The 19,493-nt window shown below is 23.9% G+C and carries 13 protein-coding genes; all 13 read right to left on the bottom strand.

The window, feature by feature from the left end; genetic code table 4:
• Positions 1–2 precede the first annotated feature (2 nt).
• The 13 genes from SDIMI_RS01900 to SDIMI_RS01840 all read right to left on the bottom strand — a co-directional run bounded on the left by SDIMI_RS01900 (position 3) and on the right by SDIMI_RS01840 (position 19,476).
• Positions 3–707 carry a DeoR/GlpR family DNA-binding transcription regulator gene (locus SDIMI_RS01900; RefSeq protein WP_020836301.1) on the bottom strand — a complete coding sequence of 235 codons (705 nt, stop codon included), beginning with the start codon at positions 705–707 and terminating at the stop codon, positions 3–5.
• A 98-nt stretch (positions 708–805) separates the two neighbouring features.
• Positions 806–1,624, bottom strand: coding sequence for a hypothetical protein (locus tag SDIMI_RS01895; RefSeq protein ID WP_020836300.1), 819 nt, complete (start codon positions 1,622–1,624; stop codon positions 806–808).
• Positions 1,625–1,786: 162 nt separating this feature from the next.
• On the bottom strand, positions 1,787–2,518 hold the full coding sequence (locus tag SDIMI_RS01890) for an ABC transporter ATP-binding protein (RefSeq protein ID WP_020836299.1): 732 nt from the start codon (positions 2,516–2,518) through the stop codon (positions 1,787–1,789).
• Positions 2,518–4,272, bottom strand: coding sequence for an ABC transporter permease (locus SDIMI_RS01885; protein ID WP_020836298.1), 1,755 nt, complete (start codon positions 4,270–4,272; stop codon positions 2,518–2,520). Before SDIMI_RS01885 ends, SDIMI_RS01890 begins: the two co-directional genes overlap by 1 nt.
• A 749-nt stretch (positions 4,273–5,021) precedes the next feature.
• Complete coding sequence (locus SDIMI_RS01880) at positions 5,022–7,340, bottom strand: RelA/SpoT family protein (RefSeq protein ID WP_020836296.1); 2,319 nt, start codon at positions 7,338–7,340, stop codon at positions 5,022–5,024.
• Between the two features lie 132 nt (positions 7,341–7,472).
• Positions 7,473–7,985: an adenine phosphoribosyltransferase gene (locus tag SDIMI_RS01875; RefSeq protein ID WP_020836295.1), complete on the bottom strand. Its 513-nt coding sequence runs from the start codon at positions 7,983–7,985 to the stop codon at positions 7,473–7,475.
• A gap of 13 nt (positions 7,986–7,998) precedes the next feature.
• Positions 7,999–11,754 (bottom strand): protein translocase SecDF, variant type, encoded by a 3,756-nt coding sequence (locus SDIMI_RS01870; protein WP_041618275.1) that lies wholly within the window; start codon positions 11,752–11,754, stop codon positions 7,999–8,001.
• 8 nt (positions 11,755–11,762) lie between these two features.
• On the bottom strand, positions 11,763–12,038 hold the full coding sequence (locus SDIMI_RS01865; RefSeq protein ID WP_020836293.1) for a post-transcriptional regulator: 276 nt from the start codon (positions 12,036–12,038) through the stop codon (positions 11,763–11,765).
• A gap of 84 nt (positions 12,039–12,122) precedes the next feature.
• Complete coding sequence (locus SDIMI_RS04450; protein WP_020836292.1) at positions 12,123–13,841, bottom strand: YitT family ABC transporter; 1,719 nt, start codon at positions 13,839–13,841, stop codon at positions 12,123–12,125.
• A gap of 73 nt (positions 13,842–13,914) precedes the next feature.
• On the bottom strand, positions 13,915–14,355 hold the full coding sequence (locus tag SDIMI_RS01855) for a hypothetical protein (RefSeq protein ID WP_020836291.1): 441 nt from the start codon (positions 14,353–14,355) through the stop codon (positions 13,915–13,917).
• 79 nt (positions 14,356–14,434) lie between these two features.
• Positions 14,435–15,970, bottom strand: coding sequence for a cytoskeletal motor fibril protein Fib (gene fib / locus SDIMI_RS01850; RefSeq protein ID WP_020836290.1), 1,536 nt, complete (start codon positions 15,968–15,970; stop codon positions 14,435–14,437).
• A gap of 180 nt (positions 15,971–16,150) precedes the next feature.
• A complete protein-coding gene (locus SDIMI_RS01845; RefSeq protein ID WP_020836289.1) occupies positions 16,151–18,160 on the bottom strand; it encodes a hypothetical protein in 2,010 nt (669 codons plus the stop codon).
• A 2-nt stretch (positions 18,161–18,162) separates the two neighbouring features.
• Positions 18,163–19,476, bottom strand: a complete 1,314-nt coding sequence (locus SDIMI_RS01840) for an SGNH/GDSL hydrolase family protein (protein WP_020836288.1) — start codon at positions 19,474–19,476, stop codon at positions 18,163–18,165.
• Positions 19,477–19,493: the final 17 nt, after the last annotated feature.

Below are 19,493 nucleotides of genomic sequence, written 5' to 3'. Positions count from 1 at the left end.
TTCTACACCTCTTCATTGATAAGTGCTATTTGAGATTTATCACTAAATTTTACAAATGATTTAGAGTTATGTTTTGACATATCTGCTAAACCAAATCCAAATTGTGAATTTCTAATAGCTATTCTCTTAACTTCTGCTTCATCTTCATCTGTTGTAAAGAAATTATAGTCTTTATCAACAGCATTTATTCCAAGAAAGGCTAAATCAAAGTTATATTTTGATAAAGCTGCTATTGTCTCTACACCACATATTGCAATTGTAGATAATTTTAATCTTCCTGGTAATAAATTTATATCCTTTACTCCGTTTTTCGCTAATATTTGTGCATTAATTATTGAGTTTGTATAAATTTTATTATTAAACTCTGGCTTTATTATTTCAGCTAAGAAATAAGTAGTTGAACCTGCATCTAAAAATATTGTTTCAAAAGGTTTTATACACGCTAATGCTTTTTTCGCTATAATTCTCTTTGCATCAATATTAGTAACTAATTTTTCATCCAAAACCGCTTCTAATATTGATCTTTCTCGAATACTTTTTGCTCCTCCATGAACTCTTTTTAATTTACTTTCATTATGAAGATCTGTTAGGTCTCTTCTTAGTGTGGTGAATGGAATGTTTAAATGTTTTGATATTTGTTCATTTGAACAATAATCATTGTCATTTACGAAATCCAATATTAATTTTAATCTTTCATCTCTTAACATTTGTTCACCTCACTAATATAATATTCCAAAAAAGATAAAAAACAACCAAAAACAACCAAAAAATTAAATTTAAAATAAAAAAAGAAATATATTTTATATTATTTCTTTTTCTTATTATTAGTATTATTAAGATCAATTCCTCTTGATTTTGCCATTGCATAGTTTAAATCTTCATATTTTGATTCTTGCTCAATTGCTTCATCTCATATTGGATTTATTACTTCTCTTGCTTCACTTTCACTTCTAGCTTCTTGAGCAACAAGTTCTGGATTAGCTCCTTGTTCAATTTTCAATGCTTGTTCAATTGTTAAATATGGGTCTTCTGGTCTTACTCCAGTTTGAACCAATGAAGCTATTTGCATTCTAATTTGTGAACTTGAAAGTTTTTTATCTTTAAAGTCAATTTGTCATTGAACTGGTGCTACTTTTTCAAATTTGTATGGCTCTTTAATAATTGCATAAAGCATATTTACAAATTTTTCGAATCCTTCTTCACCTTTTCAGAAACTAGTACTTTCTTTTTGTTGTAATTCACCATTTCTTAAATCAAATTTTGAGAAATGCATTTCGAAGATTTTACTTGATCAATCTCCTTCAGGAATTAAATAAAAGTTAGTAAATAATGAACAGTTAAATACATGTGTATCAAATTCATATATAGACAAGTTAAATCTATCAACAGTTGTAGTATCAATAGAAACACTAAAATTTTGAACGTCAACAACTTTACTTAATCATTGTAAAACTGATTGTGCATACTTAAGAACAAATTTTAATTTTTGACTTGAAAAAATCATTGTTTTTCATCTTGTAAAGTTAAAGTCATATTCAGATTCTTTTCTATTTGAAGCAATATTAAAATCTAAATTTGCTTGGACAAATTCTTGAATTGGCAGATAGATCATTTCTTTTTTCATTAGTTACCTCACTTTTTTAAAATAATTATTTATATTATACCATAAAATTGCTTTATTCTAAGAATACCTATGATAGGTTGCTTGATTTTTTTTTTTTTTTTTTAAAAAAAAAAAAAAAAAGTAAAACTAAATTTACTTTCTTTTGTTTAAAAAGACTAAATACTATATATCCTCTATCATTGAATCATAATCAATTTCTATTTTTTTATTACTATATTTAGAATATAAATCAATTATTTTGTCATTTTTAGGGTCAAAATAATTATCATAAACTAATTCACCCTCAGAAATTAAACAAAGTTTATTAATAATTTCTTGTAGTTCATCAATAATATGACTTGTTATTAAAATACCTATCCCCTTTTTAGAAAGTAATTTTATTAATTCTAAAAATTCTTTTCTTGTATGAACATCCAAATTAGCTGTTGGTTCATCTAAGAAAAAATATTTTGGTTTACTAACTAAACATATAGCAAGTAATGCCTTTTTTTGCATTCCAGCAGATAGTTTATCAAAAGTTTTATTTTTATATTCTAACAAACCAAATTTAGATAAAAGCTTATCCAATTTTTCTTCTGCTTCTTGTTTCATTATACCCGCTAATTCTGCGTCAAGTAAACAATAGTCCTTTAAGGTAACACCTTTTGGATAAATACTTTGATCTGGAAAAAAACATAAGTGTCTTAAATTATTATTTTCATATAGAGACTCATTTTCATAGAAAACTTTCCCCTCATCTTTTTTATATTCGTTAAAAATACATTTAATTAAAGTAGATTTACCAGCTCCATTATCTCCAACAAAACCAACAATATCACCAGGTTTTATATTTATCGATATATTTTTTATTCCTTTTTTATCAAATTTTTTTGAAATTTTTTGAATAGATAACATTATTGATCACCGCCTTTTTTATATATCATTTTATTAAAGATAAAATATGATATAGACAATAAGAATAAAGATATTATTATTCAAATGCTATACGTAAGAATAATATTAAAAGGTCTTGAATTATAATAGTATAGTTGTTCCTCATCATTTTCATTTTCTTTATATAAAATCCTAAAATCTGCAATAGGAAGAAGTGCTTGCTGCAAAACTATTGAATCACTCTGAAAATTATTTTTTCCAGAAAAATAAAACATATTATAGAGACTCATAAATGGATTTCATTTATAGTTATTATTAATTAATTTTTGATATTTTAGATAATATTCATATTCTGATTTATTAGAATTTGGATAGTTTACTTCTGATAGTAATTGTTTAAAAATTATATTAAAAAATCTTGTACCTTGACTATACTTCATATTTTTAACTCAATAATTTGGATTATTATCTAATGAATACTTATTTGGTTTATTTGAAATTCCATCTTCTTCTCTTATAATATCTAATTTCTTATATTTATTTCATGAATAATGATATTTAAAAAGATCTTTAAAAATATTTTTAATTTCTAATAATTCTTGAGTATTAATTTCAATATTATTTTTATCTGTAAATTCTTTGAATCTTAAATTATCTGAATTTATATAATATAAATTAGTCTGCAGCTGATCCATTTTACTGTAATTATTTTTAGATGTTTTATAAAAATATGAATTCTTATATGTATAAATGTTTTGTTCTCCAGAACCTGGTTCTGATATTGATTTTAAAAACGAAAATGTTAAGCTATCGTTTAAATCTTCTTTAAGATCTATATCAGTATTGATACTTATATTAATATAATCAATTTTAAAATTTTTTAAATAATCTTGTACACTAGTTTCAAACTTATTTAAATCTAGTAAATTATAAAATTCCATTAATAAACCTTCATAAAAAAACATTTCATAAATATATGTTTTCATACGTTTTTCTAACTTTGGGTCAATATTTTTATCAGAATAGATTTCAAAATAATTTTCATCTGCACTATTAACTATGTTATTAAAATTAACATAATCATTTATCAAAGACTTACTCAATCCATTTTTATATTTTTTTGATAATTTATATAGCTCATTTGCGTTATATTTAATTATATCCGCATCTCCTTTCGTAGGAATTGGCGCAAATGCAAAAACTAACGGTCCAAATAATCATTGAAAAGTTAATAGAGTATAAAGAATTCAACTAATTGATAAAGAAATTTTATATTTTTTAAACAAAACAGATAAAAATAATGCAATAGCTGTAATGAATAAATCAAAAGGAACTAGTGCAAAAACACCTAATGAAAAATTGAATAAAATATATGTATTAGCACCAAAGTTATAAGGCAATATTGCTAATAAAAATAATAAATATGTTATTAAAATATATAAAAATGTAACAATTTTATTTGCACAAATTTTAGAAAGAAATATATTTTTTATACTAGATCCTCTTCTAATTTGTACACCTTGAATTCCTGAATATGAATCTTGAATTATAAAAGCTACAATATTATTTATATTAAGAAAAGATAGAAATAATATTCCTATTAAACTTGTTGATAACATAGCTGCTGAAATCATATAATAATTTGGTAATAACCCAAAAAATAATAAATTAAGTATCAAATTAATTGATATACAAGAAAAAAATAATATTTTAAAGCTTTTACTTTTCAATATTCTTTTTAATGAAAAACTAAATAGTAATTTAAAATTTTGCATTTCGTAACCTCCTAAAAAAAATTTAATACATTAATATGTAATCTTAATGTGTTTTTCCTTAATTTATATTTCATGTAGCTCCATATGAGAAAAAGAAGAAAATCAACTCTAAAATTTATTACTAATTCTTCTTTATTTAATTGATAAATAAAATAACTATAATCCTTCATTAAATTTTTTTACTATATATTCTGTTATAAAGTTCATGATTTGATGCTGGATTAACTGATAAATAAAATTTGTGATCTTTAAATTTAAAATTATCAAAATTTAATTAACCAATACTTTTAATAATATTGTGATATTTATTTTCACTTAACCATTGTTTTTCATCGTGAATTTATAAATAAATTGAGTTTCTATTTATTCTATTGTAAATTTTTTTATTATAATTTTACTTTTTCATATAATAGTAATCATTACTCTATTTGATTACTATCAAAATTATAGTTTGTTTCCAAAATTTTATTTATTTTCGATTATGAAAGGTCCCTAACCTCCACAATCATCTTTATCAATTAAATAATTTAAATCTTGAATTATTTTTATTTATTTTCTCTTATTTTATTTTTTATAAAATAAGTTGGTGTTGTAATAGAGCTACCTGCAATAACAATAGATAATAAAATTTTAATTAACATTCTTTTTTCTCCTAATAAAATAATAATATATATAACATAAAAAAACAACTTATAGTTTATTTTTTATATAAAAGTAATAATAATAAAAAAAGTGTACACTTACACTTTTTAAGATATTGGATTTTCAGATGATGTTGCTCTTGCAACAGAAATCATTCCTGGAATTTCAGAAAGTGATTTTAAAATAACATTTAATTGCTCTAAATCACTTAGACTTAAAATCATACTTCCTCTACAAGTATATTCTTCTTCTTGAGAAACCATCTTGATTTCTGTTATATTTGTTCTTTGAGCATTAAAAACTGTAATTATATCAAATAAAATTCCTGGTCTATCATAAATAGTCATTCTGACTTTTGCATTATATTTTTTGTTTTCTGTTTTCTTTTCAATTCATTCAGTTTCCAATAAGTTTTTTACTTTTTTAATATTTGTAATGTTTAAACATTCACTTCTATGAACTTGTATACCTTTTGTTTTTGACATAAAACTTGTAACAGGTTCAATTGGGATTGGATAACAACATTGTGCAAGAGAACAACTAATTTTTTCAATTCCATTAATTCTTAAATCATCTCTACCCTTTGCTGTTTTATATTTTCTGGTTTTCATGTCGTTAATTACTTCGACATCTTTTAATTCTTGTTTTGAAACATAAACAATTTCAACTGCCTCAGGAATTGAAAAGTCTCCATTACCCACAGACAATAAGAATTCATCAATATTTTTATAATCCAAAACACTTAATTTCTTTTGAATATCTTCAATTGAGTTAATTTGTCATTTTAAGTTATTTGCAATAATATAACGATCAATATCTCTTTTAATATTTCTAATTACTTTTTGATTTGTAATTTTTTCTTTTTCTTGATCTTTTAATTTCTCTGCATTTAGATAGTCTTCAATGGCTCTTCTTGCAGTTGAAGTTCTAATGAATCTTAACCATTTTTCATGAGGATTTGTATCTTTTGAAGTTTGAATTTCAACCATTTCACCTGAATTTAAAGTAGTGTTATAAGGAGAAAATACCCCATTAATTTTTGCTCCAACTGTTTTATTACCAACTTCAGTATGGATTTTATATGCAAAATCTAAAACAGTTGATCCAAATGGTAAGTTTACAACATTTCCATCTGGTGTAAGAATATATATCATAGGAGCAAGATAATCTGATTTAAATGTTTCTTCAACAACTTCTCCACTTAAATCAATTTTTTCAGATTGTTCATTATAATCAAGTTCATTTCCTTCAGAAGCTAATTTTTCAAGATTCATTAATCTTGTAAACATATCTACTTTTAAGTCAATTTCTTTTTGTTTTTCAGCTATATCAACGGTTTTTTCACCCTCTTTATATTTTCAGTGGGCAGCAGCTCCATTTTCTGCAATTTCATCCATTTCTTTAGTTCTGATTTGTGCTTCAAAAATAATACCATCTTTACTTGCTAATGTTGAATGTAATGATTGATATAAGTTATTTTTTGGTGTTGCAATATAATCTTTAAATCTTCCAGAAAGTGGTGTAAATAATTGATGTAATCATCCCAGAATTTTATAACAATCATCTTGCTTTTCTGTAATTATTCTTACTGCTAAAATATCATTTATATCACTAAATGATTTACCAAATTGAGTTAATTTTCTATAAATTGAATAAATTGTCTTTGATCTTCCAAATACTTGTGCATTTGAAATACCTTCAGATTTAAGTCTTTTATTAATCTCGTCAATTATTTCTTTAATTATTTCTCTTCTAGAACTTTTATCTTCTTCTAACAAATTTTTAACTCTATTAAATTCTTTTGGATTTAAATATTCAAAAGAATAATCTTCTAAAATATTTTTGGCAGTTTTCATACCAATTCTGTGAGCAATTGTTGAATAAATTTCTAAAGTTTCTTTTGCAATAATCTTTTGCTTTTCAGGTTTCATGTATTTTAAAGTTAATAAATTATGCATACGGTCTGCAATTTTAACAATAATAACTCTAATATCTCTAATCATTGATAAGAAAAGTTTTCTTAAATAATTAGCTTTCATTTGTTCACGATTTTCTTTTGTAAAATAACTAACTTTTGTTACAGCTTCAACAATATCTGCAACTTCTACTCCATACAAATCTTCAATTTCTGAAAAAGTTACTGGCGTATCTTCAATAACATCGTGTAATAGTCCCGCAATTATAGTTTTAGGCCCCATTCTTCACTGAGCTAAATAATAAGCAGTTGAAAGTGGATGAATAATAAATGGATCTCCACTTTTTCTTTTTTGATCTTTATGCTTATCTTCTGCATAGTAATAAGCTTTTTTTACTTCATCAATTAATTTTTTATTTTTGATGTATTTTTTCATTTCTGAAACTAATACTTCTACATCTCTACATTCAACATAATTAAAATCTTGATCTTGTACAAATGATGCTTGCATAAATAATCACCCTATCTAATTACAATAATAAATATATTATATATAAATTAAGTCTATATTCCTAAACTTATAAGCAGTTTTTTAATTTTATATTACCTAATTTAAATATAAAAAAAGGTATTAAAATACCTTTTAATATGTTAATAAACTTTTTGAATCAAATTCTTTAAATAATTCACTATCATGTAAAAATGATAGATCTGCTAAGAATATAATTCCATTTAAATTTGCTTTTTCTTGTTGAACAAGATCAACTATTGCTTTCATAGTTCCACCAGTTGCAAGAACATCATCAACGATAACTACATTATCATTTTCTTTTAAATCTCCCACATGTATTTGAATATGACCTTTTCCATATTCAAGTTCATATTCAACATCTTTAACTTCTCTTGGAAGTTTTCCTGGTTTTCTTACTAATACAAATCTACAATTTGCAGCATATGCTACAGCTGATGCAAATAAGAATCCTCTTGCTTCAGGTGCTACTATTACATTTGCTTTTTTTTCTTTTACATATTCCACCATTTGATCAACAGTGTATTTAAATGCTTGCGCATCATTTAATAATGGTGTTATATCTTTAAAAGTAACCCCTTCGATTGGAAAGTTATGAACATCATAAATATATTTTTTTAAATCCATGTTTTAGTACCTCTTAATCGTTAATTCCTTCTATTATTTGTTCTTCATTTGAAACATATAATCCGTTAATAAATCGTTTTCTTGCAAGTCTATTTCTAATTCTGATTTGTTCAAAAAGAACTCATAAAGGAACTGAAATAAATAATACAAATAAACAAGCTACAATAACTCCGATAATAATTGATACTCCAAAAGCCATTATAGTTGGCATTGAAAGAACTAATAAAATTCCTAACAATGAATAAAGTCCAATTAACAATCAACAACGAATAAATCCAAACTTAAATGTTTTTACTAAAACTTCAGATAAATAGTTATTCTGTTTACTTACTCTATTTATTTTTATTTTATTATCTTTTTTAACTTTTTTAAAGTCTATTTTCTTATTATGTTTAATTTCTTTAAACTCTAATTTTAATTTCTTTTTCTCTTCTTTTGAAAGTTTATTAGTTTTAATTTCTAATCTCATTTCATTTTTTAATTTAAATAATTCATCATTCATTTGGTTTTTGAATGATTTTGTATCATAAATTATTTCAATTTCTTTTTTAAAGTAATTAACAAGTGATACTTCATTTTTTGAAGCTATTAATGATCTTGCTTTTCCAAAAATCATAAATAGCGAAATAATAGTAAATATAATTGAACTTACAATTCCAATAATTGCAACATTTCCTAATGGAACTTGCATTGTTGTTAATATAGCTACAGTTACAAGAGGTGCTACTATTATTGAAACGATCATAGCAATGTAATATGTTCATTTAAATCTAATTAAAATATAAATAATTAAAGCTAATATAATAACTGCAATTGAAATTGCAATTTGTTCTAATGTTCATAACATTGTTGCTGGATTTATTGCTTTTGTAATAAATCCACTTTGTGAACCAATATTTACACTTTTATCTACTCCAAAATTATTAAACATTCTTTTAATAATTGCTGATTGTTTTAAATTTTGAGTATAAACAGTTAAAGTAATTCAATTTTGATTAGTTGCAGTTCCTGTTGTAGTGTCATTAAAAATAAATTTATCTCCATAAGAAACAGTAAAATTATTTTTTTTATATGCTTTACTACTTGATAAGTTTTGTGCTAAATAATCCACATAAAAACTATCACTAAATACATAATTTAAAAATTCACTTACTGTTTTTGTTTCATCAAGTTTAACAACATCAATTAAATTTGAATTTTCAGCTTTAAATTTTTCATGTGCTTCAATTAAATCAGTTTTATAATTATATATTTCCTTTAATTTATCTTCATTTCCATGTGTATAATCATCAAAGTTTTCATCAGATATTTTATAATATAGTTCACTTGTATTATCCCCTCAAAGAGTATAATCAGTTCTTCCACCAAATGTACTATCAAAGTTTAAACCAAATACAAATCCTAAAACAATTGAAAGAGAAAGCATTATAATACTAAACAATGATATAATTTTTGCTCCACTCTTAATATTCTTTTCAATAGTTTTAATCTTTAATTTTTCTGTTGGAGAAATTTCAATTTCTCCTTCTTTTTCGATTATATTTTGAGTTTGATCATCTCTTAAAAAAATTAATTCACTAATTTTAAAATTCAATGACTGAATTTTTTTTGCACTTTTATCTTTATTTAATTTTTCAATATTTAAATTATATTTATCAATTTTTTTATTTATTTTTTCTTTTATTAATAATTGTTTTTTGTTTGATTTTTCTTCATCTTTAATCTTTATGAAATTTAATTTTTCATTTAATTTATTAAGTCTATCTTCAAATTTTTTCAATAATTCTTTATTAAAATTTGATTTTGACTTTAATTTACTAATTTTATTTTGAAGTCTTGTAATTTTATAATTAATAATAAAATTTCCTTGACTTGCAAAGTCAGTATTTAATGCAAATAAATAAGCTTTATTTGTAATTAATTGCGAGTTCATTAATAATTTAAATAGAATTATTGCAATTAAAATTGTAAACAAAACAGTAAAGAAAGAACCCATAGCTAACATAATTGCCATTGATCTTATTGCATTTGAAGATATTCAAAACATACACATTGTTGGTATTAATAAAGCAATAACTAAATCAGCTGCAATACCAATGTTTTCTTTAATTGAAATATTAAAACTTGTTTTTAATCCTCTTTGTTTTAAGAAAAAACTTTCTTTCATACTTTCAAATAATGCTGAAAATATTTCCATATTTAAAGTAATTAAAATGAAAGCAGAAATTATTGTTTCAGGTCCAACTGTTAAATTAAATCATGACAATGATAGTAAAGTTATTCCTATAATTGATAAAGTAATTATCATTGAAAATAATCCTAATATTCTATAGAAAAATCCCATATAAACTATCATACAAATAATAATTATTAATATAAAAATTATTGCAGATATTAACATTAAGTTAGTTACTTTACCATTAATTGTTGCAATAGAATTAACTGTAAAAACAAATCCTTTACCAGATGCATTAAATAATGAAGCTCCAACTCTTGATTTTGTTTCAGTATCAACTTTTGTTATCAAATTATTATTTTCAATATAACCTGCTCCTGCTCCAGTTTTTGTTTCAGTAACTGTTCCATCAAATAAAAAATAACTTGTTTTAATATTATTTAAAAATTGACTATTAAATGAATTTTGATATTCTTTTGCAAAATTAAGAATAGTAGGATTTATTTCAGAAAATAATTCGTCAACTCTCATTGTTGAAGGTGTTTCTACATTTGCACTTGTTCATAATTTTACTTTTGATTCATATCTACCAGCAGTTTGGAAATCCTTAGTAACTGCATTTGAATCATAAACATATTTAGAAGTTTCAGAAACATATTTAAATGTATCTACAATTTCCAAAAACCCTTTTGAATCTAATAATGCATTATTTGGTGCACTAGTTGGGTCAATTAAAGATCCTCTATACGTTACGTTAACACCAGACGATGTTTTTTCACTTCATTCTCCATAAAATAAATCAAAAAGAATTTGTTTTACTTTGTCTGATTTAGAAGAATCCTTATAAATATCTCTCATAGGATTAATAATTACTTTAAAGAATTCTTCTATTCTATCTTCTTTATCACCTTTTATTAAATTATAGTAGTTTCTAATATCATTATAAAAACCATCAGCATCTAATAAAATAAATAAACCTAAACTTGATGAACCTCCACCTTCTTGTTCTTCACTTCCACCAGTTAGTAATGTTTTGAAAGTGTCTCCATTTAGTGAATATGAAATTGCTGGTTCTTTTAAATTACTATCCTTGATAGAACTTGCTTTTGCTCCAGTAAAGTATTCATTAATACCTTTTCTTTCAATTGTATCAGTTCCTGTAATTTGTAGATCTTTGTATGTCTCTGAATTAAGTAAAACAATACCACCATTTTTTTGAATTTGGTTCTTAAAAATAGTTTCACTTTGATATGCTTCAACTGGCGATAAAACTTTTAAGAAGTTTTTACCTGCCTTTTCTATTATAATTTGGTTATTTCCCATTGGATTTAAACGTTCATTTAAAGCTTTTGCTCCTTCTGATGAATCACCATTTGGTTGTCCATTTGTAGATGATTCTTCGTTTAAATTATCAACAGCAACAAGAGCTGAATAGTAACCTTTAAAATCGGACCCAAGTTTTATATTTTCTGAAAATTTTAAACTTGAAAAAAACATTCCTAATATTAAAGAACAAATTATTATTAACATAGCAATAGTTTTGAAAATTGGTTTTCTCGATCTATTAGTTATTTTTTTTTCGTTGTTATTCAACTTAATCACTATCTTTCTAAAATACTTTTTAAATCCATTTCAATTGAACTTTTTTTATCTAAAATTGCACTTATATTTAGATATTCAAATACTTTATTTACTTTGATGTTCATTATAAAAAAAGACAAATCATTTAAATCTACAATTTTATTATTTCTAAAAATCACATCTTTTAAATAACAGAATAGATTATTTAGAGTAATATTATTGTACTCTTTTCTAATTTCTGTTAATTTAAGATCTAACATTTCATAGATAACTTTTTTTAATTTATCTTCTTTCATTAAATCACCACTACTCTCATAATTATAAACAAAAAAATCTAATAAATTACATAAATTTACTAGATTATTTAAAAAAATTATATTTTAATTAGTATTTTTTTCTTCTTCAATTTTAGGTTTTACCCTTCTTTTTGAATTTTTTTTGCTCAATCTTTCTTTTTCCTTTTGAGCTCGAACAATTGCTATTTGCCTTATTTTTTCTTGTTCTAATTCATCTGTTTCAATTTTTGTTCTAATGATAGCTCTATCATCATTCTTTTTAATTTCGTAATTAAATAAACCTTTAACACTTTTTGTTGTTATTGCATTTACTTTAACTTGTGGATCAATCATAAAGATTTCTCGTTCAATCTTATCTCAATCCATAACTGACATTGCAACCATAATTACACTTCTATGTAAGTAGTTTCCATTAATTCTATTTATACTATCTCAAGTTAAAATATCATTTTGAAAACCATTTTCTAATAACATTTTATTAATTTCTTTTGGATTATTAGTTGTTATCATATATGTTCTTACTGTATATTTTGGATAGAAAATATTTGTTGACATTCCAGCACACATTACAAGTGAAAATGATGCAAACAATGATGGTCCAAAAATAAATAATAATTTAATATGTCATACAAGTCCTTGATCAATATTTTTTAGATCATCGCCATAACCATTTTTACATACAAATTGAACTAAATATTTGTATTGTTCTTCAGACAATTCATGATTTCCATTTTTAAGAATATCTTTTAGATTTTCCATAATTGGACCTTTACCAATAATATTCTCAAATCATGCATGAAAAGTTGGATCTAATATAATTTCTTCATTATTATTACTAATTATAGCTCCATTATCAATTGCATAGTTTCACATAGAATTTATTAAATCATTATTTTGTGAATAATTACCACTTAACAAAATATCTATTTTAATATCAGAATTAATTAATGAAACGGGAATAATTATTGTATTTAAAACAATAACTGTTGCTAAAATAAATAAATTTACTTTTCTATTCAATGAACCAACTGGTTTATTTGTTCTATTTGATAAAAATACTGTTAAAAAATCTAATCCACCTGTTGATGAACCAATTTTGTAAACAATTGAATATGAAAAACCTAGTAAAAATCCCCCTAAAGCTCCAAAGATAAATAATCAAATTCCTGTATTTCATGATCCAGGCATTCCCCCAATTAATTGATAATTAACAATTAAATGAAATTCTTTTGGGTTGATAAATGGAACATTTTGAATTATCTGGTCAAAACCAATTTGTAATATTACAAATAAGAAAGTTGTAAAAGTAAACTTTTTACCTAATTTTATATATCCAAAAATAAATAAAGGAATATTTATTGCGAAATAGTATATAAAATAAAATGATGACTGTAATTGAACTTGATCTTTTTCAGGAAATGTTAATGTTGCAAAGAAACGTGCTAATGCCCCAATTCCTGCTGGAAATAATCCTGTTCTTCCTGTTGGTGTTATAAAATAGTCAAATGTTATAGTAATTAAAAAAGCTGCTAAAACAATTTTGAAAAAATCTCTAACAAACTTTGTTCTAAAATATTGTTGAACAAGTAATTTTTGTTCTCTTTTAGACATTATTTTACTTTCAAGAGTACTTAAAAGTTCTCCATCAATATTTGCACCTTTATTTAATTCTCTTGCTAATTTATTAATTGATTTTTTTTCTTCATTAGATTGAAATTCAATAACTTCTTCTTGGATAATTTCTTGAGTTGTTTCTTGAACATCTTCAACTTGATTATTTAAGTTGTTGTTTACTGGTTCCATTACTTTCTCCCTTTTATTTATTCCAAGATAAATTCTTAAATTTTAAAAAATGAAGGTATTATTTTTTACCTTATTATTTATTTTTTGTTTTGTTTATTATACTTGATAAACCTGTAGATTCTCTCTTTTTCTTTTGTCTTTGTAAAATAAGTTCTCTTAAAACATCAGAGTCATATGCAGATTTTCCTTGACTTTTAGCCTTTGAAATAATATCATTTTCCATTTGCTCATCAGGATCAACTCATGTTTTACCTTGTAGTTGTGAACCAACTTTTTTTGCATGTTTAATAATTGATGCTAAATTTGTAGGATCAAAATTTTCTTCAGGTTCATCAAGTTTAACCTCAATTTTTTCTTCTTTTATTTTTTTTGAATTCTTCTCTTTTACTTTATTTACTTTATTTACTTTTTTTTCATCTTCAAATTTTACAGAGGATAATGAAAGTAATTCTTCCATAGCTAGTGTTACACTATTGTCTATATCAGATTTACTAACTTTCTTTTTATTAGCCACAAAATTCACTCCTCTTTTACAAGAATTACTATATACTAAAAAATAAAAAAAATCACTATTAGAGTGATTTCTTTGATTTCTATAAGTTTTTCAAACGAATTGTAACTTTGAATGATCCAACTTTCAATGGGTCATAATCATTTCTTGTAATATCAACAACTGTGTATGTTTTTTGGTTTTTAGCTGAGTATCCACCAAATACAACTTGTTGATTTGCTTTATTTTTAGTTTGAATTAAAACTGGCAATTTTGCAGCTCCCATAGCAGGTATTTTAAAGAATACTACTACTTTATCATATGGAGTTTCTACTTCTGCTAATTGTTCATTTAAATGCTTAATAAATTCATTTGCAACTAATTTTGAACCATGTTTTGGTGTTTCTACAAACTCATGTGTTAAGTTATTTGTAATGTAGAATGAAATTGCTGCATCAACTGTAACAAGTAAATGTTTTTTAATAACTGTTGTTCCATCGTATGTATATGCTGATTTATCTTGTGAGCGATCTGCAATTGCTTTTGCAACAGCTTTACTTACTTCTTCAATTGAATTAATTTTTGCTGTTTTAATATCATATTTAGCTGATTTATTTCATAATAATTCATCATCATTTACATGGATATTTTCTAAGAACATTAGTTTACGTAATCATTTTTTAGGAGCATTTTTTCATTCATCTTCTCCTAAAACAACTTTACTTGGTCCTTCATCGTCTAATTTAGTTTTCATAACCTCAACAATGTCAACTGCTTCAGGAGTTAATCCTTTTTTGTCAATTAACATTAATGATGGTCCTAAACCTGAAATTAATGATACTGCATTTTTCTTGAAACGACCTACTCATGAATCATGAGACATTTCGAATAATTCATTAATAACTTCTAATTCATCATTTGAAGATTTTGTGAAATCTAAAACATATTTTGATGATAATAAGTTAAATAATCTTGCTAATAAGTATTTTAAAGTATTAGCTGTTTCATAGATTTTAAATTTGTGTAATGGATCATTATCTCATGGTGATAACGCATTATTGTACATAATTTTCATTGCAACAAAGTTAACACTTGATTTTTTAGCTATTTGAGCTAATGCTCCAGCTTCTGTATCTATTACGTCAATAGTTTGACCATATTTGTCAACCATTTCTTTAAATTGTTTTGAGTTATAAATTAACATATCAGCTGTACCAACAATACCATCTGAAACACCAAGTTTAAAGTTTTTAACTTGGTTTACAAATTCTGTATTGAAAGCATATGCTTCTGGTTCATGAACGATTTGTCCATATTTAATATCTTTAAATACTGTTAAGTCTGCATCTCTATAAATAAATTTTGTAGCCATAACTGTATCTGTTGTATCAAACTTATCATTTGTTGATAAAGCTATATCAACGTTTAGAATTGTTTCTAAAGTTGGGTATTCTTCCATTAAATAAGTAATTGCCATTGCAGCATTTGCTTTCCCATAACCGATTGTTGCGATTACAAAGAACTTCCCTCTGTATTTAACGTGTTGAATAACCATGTTTCTTCATCAATATTTTCTTACAGTTTTAATTCCTGGACGGTCTTTAACTGTAAAGTAAGCTGTTGAAATAATACCGATCATTTCTAGTCACCTCTTGTTTTTTCTCTATTACCTCTATCCTCTGCCAATATTGCAAATATAAAGATTAATTTCATTATACTAAAAACTTATAAAAAACACTACTTTTTTTAAATAAAAGTAAAAAAATAAGAAAAAAACAGTATAAACTGTTTTTTTAAATATTTATTTATAATGTTCTTTTTAAAAAATTGATTCAACTTGAAATTTTTTATTTTTTAACATTTTTAATTTAATTTTATAGCTTTTATCTTCAAAATTAACTTGATATGAGTAATTTTTAGACTGACTAATTGAACTAACAGTGATATCAATCAAATCATCTTTAATTTTTTGCTTTAAATCTAATTGCTGTTGTTTATATTTATCCAAAAGACTATCTTTCTCTCCAGCTTCTGGAATTGTTGTTCAAGAAGTTAATCTTCCAAATCCTTTTAAATTAGTTAAAATTGAATTTAAATTATCGATAAGTTCTTTAGATTCAAAATTCTCTTCAGCACCATTAACTTTATCAATTACTTTTCTAAGTTCTACTATAAGTTGGGAAATATCTGAAAAATTCAATTTTAATTCATTAGATGATTCCATATCTATGTTATTAATTAAATCTTTAATTGACATTTTTTCGCCTAAAACAGATAAACTCGGATTTTCAATTATTTTTTGTATATTAAAATCGTCTGTCATTTGATTTTCATTAAAAATATTATTTAGATCTTTTATAATAGTACCTTGATAGATACCATATCATAAAGAATCTGTTGTTAAAGATTTAGTCTTTTTTAATTGCTTAATCTTACTCAAATCTATATATTGTTTAATAAAAAACTTAACTTCTTCTTTATTCAATATTTTTACCATTTCATTTAAATTATTATTTGAAGCTAATGTGTTTAATAAATCCACAACAAAACTTGCTATATTAATTTTTGATAATTTAAATAACTTTAAAATTGCTACAATTGAAGGATTTAATCCTTCTGTTAAAGATATCGTTGGAAATTTACTATTAATAAATGATTGAACTAAAGGAGTTATTCCTTCTACTTGTATAGATTCATCTGATATGAAACCTAAATTAGGAATAATTAATCAAGATTTTAATTTTGGACTTTCATAACTTTGAAACATTAATGAAAGAATCATTCTAATTCCATCACCATTTGCATAAGTTGAAGATAACAGATTAATCATTTTCATGAAATCTAATTCATTTGAGTCTTCTGAAAAATCATCTTGTCTATATTCATTAATTATTGAAAAATAATTTGTTTCGTTTTGTTTTTCATTAGTATAAATATATTTAATTCCATTTGCTGTATATACTATTAAAGTTCTTACAAATCTAATGATTTCTGCAATAGCAGGAAGATCTAAAATTAAATCTAATTTAATTGTTTTTTCTTTTTTATTTAATAATGTTAAATTATTAGTTAATTTTTCAATGCTTATTAAAAAATTTTCTCCACTACTTTGTCCTTTGGTTGGGACCAATAATTTATTGTTATTTCCAACTAAATAATCAATTCCATTTGAAAAACCTATCATAGCTGAATTTAGAGTTTCTTGATTTGTAAAACCTTTATATATTTCATTTGAAAAAGCATTAGATAATAATGAAGCATTTTCAGGTGAAAGTATTTTGTTCAAATAAGAAAATAAATAATTATTTTTGATTGTTTGAACTATTGAAGGAGTTGCCAAAATTAAATCAATAATTGATGAAAGTATATTACCTTCAGATAGTTTTGTAATTACATTTGGTAATAATTCAAGTAAATTAGGCATAGTAACAAGTAATGTTTCTAAATTACTTGTATTCTTAGGTTTAATGTTTCCATTTAATATATTTTCGCTTGATTTAAAATTATTTGTAAATAATTGATTTTGAAAATAATATTTATATAAATCATTAAATCTTGAAAATGAAGATAAACCATCTTCTGTGTAGGTATTTTGACCATAAATACTTGATATATCTTTTATTCTTTTTGTTTTTAATATGTCATCAAATTGATATTTAAAATCATATCCTTCAGTTTCACTTAAATAAGTTGCTTTAGCTATTTGCTCCACTGCTACTTTTAAACTTGTGCTATCTAATATTTTTTTAGTATTTGTGCAAGATACTAACAAAGATGTTGGAGATATTACTAGTAAAGTTGAGCTAACAATACTTAATAATTTTTTCATAATTATTTAAACTCCTTTGTAGCCATATCAAATAACATTTTTCCAACATATTCATGAACTCTTTTTGTTGGATGAACGATGTCAGTAAAAAAGTATGGATCCATTTTTTTATCTCTTTCAACTAAATTGTTTCAAGAATTTTCTTCATTTCCTTTTAAAATGATTTCAACTTTTAAATCTTTTATTCCATCTAATTGATTATTTTTATATGTTAATAAAAAATCATTTATACTTGCCTGACTTATATTAGCTAAATTAATTTTATTTTGATTTACTTTTATATTTACTGTTTCAGTAAATGATTTATTAGATTTATACTGATCTTCATTTGCTATGATTCCTTCTGCAAGTAAAATCTCTTCATATTTTTTTTGCAATACTGGAAAACTATTTTCTCCTTCATATAATGAAGTATAAAATAAGTTTTTTGGATAGTAAGTTTTTACTTCCTTAATTATTTCATTAAATTTCAATTCAAATTCTTTTCCTAAATCTATAATCTCTTCTTTTTCTAAATCATTATCTCTTGCATATCTAGGGATATCATCCATTATGGGCGGTCCCATAAATATGATATTTTTTATTCCATTATTTAAAAGAGTAAATAATGTATTTCTAATTCTTTTAATTGACTCATTCATGTACTCAATTACTTGTTTATCATTTCCATTTTTTTGATCTGCAATCATTGCAAAAAGATCATTTCCACCAATTTCAAAAAAGACTAAATCATTTGAGCTGATTTTATGTTGATTTAATAAAACTCTTGATTGCACTTCTGTACTTACATCGTTAAAAACCATTTTTCCTTTAATATCTGAAGTAGTTGCTGCAGTTGCTCCACCAATAGCATAATTTTTTCCATAGTATTTTGCATCATCTAATTTTGAATATTTATTACTTGGTTTTAAATCATCAAAATTAAGAGCTTTTGCTAAATTATATCCTGCTGTTGGACCATTTGAAAAAGCATTGTGATGAATATTTTCATCTACAAAACCATATGAACCAGAAAGCTCTAAGTCAAAATTAATTTTTGAATCTAAACCAGTTGATACGAAAAACTTATCTTTTAAATATGTAGTTAATCCATCAACATCACTTAAAGAATCTCCAACTACAAAATAATTTGTAAATCCATGATGAGTATTTGGATCAACAGAACTATCTATTGCTTTAGTCTTGTCAATATCAAGTCCTATTTTTAAAGGACTTGTTTTTGAATTAGTAAGCTGTTTTGGCATACAAGATACTGTTGTTGTCAATGTTGATACAACAAAAGAAGTTGCAGTTAGCATTGTTAATAATTTCTTCATTGTTTCATTTCCGTCCT

Source organism: Spiroplasma diminutum CUAS-1 (assembly GCF_000439455.1).
Lineage (GTDB): Bacteria > Bacillota_I > Bacilli_A > Mycoplasmatales > Mycoplasmataceae > Spiroplasma_A > Spiroplasma_A diminutum.
This window is presented reverse-complemented; position numbering and strand designations above follow the sequence as displayed.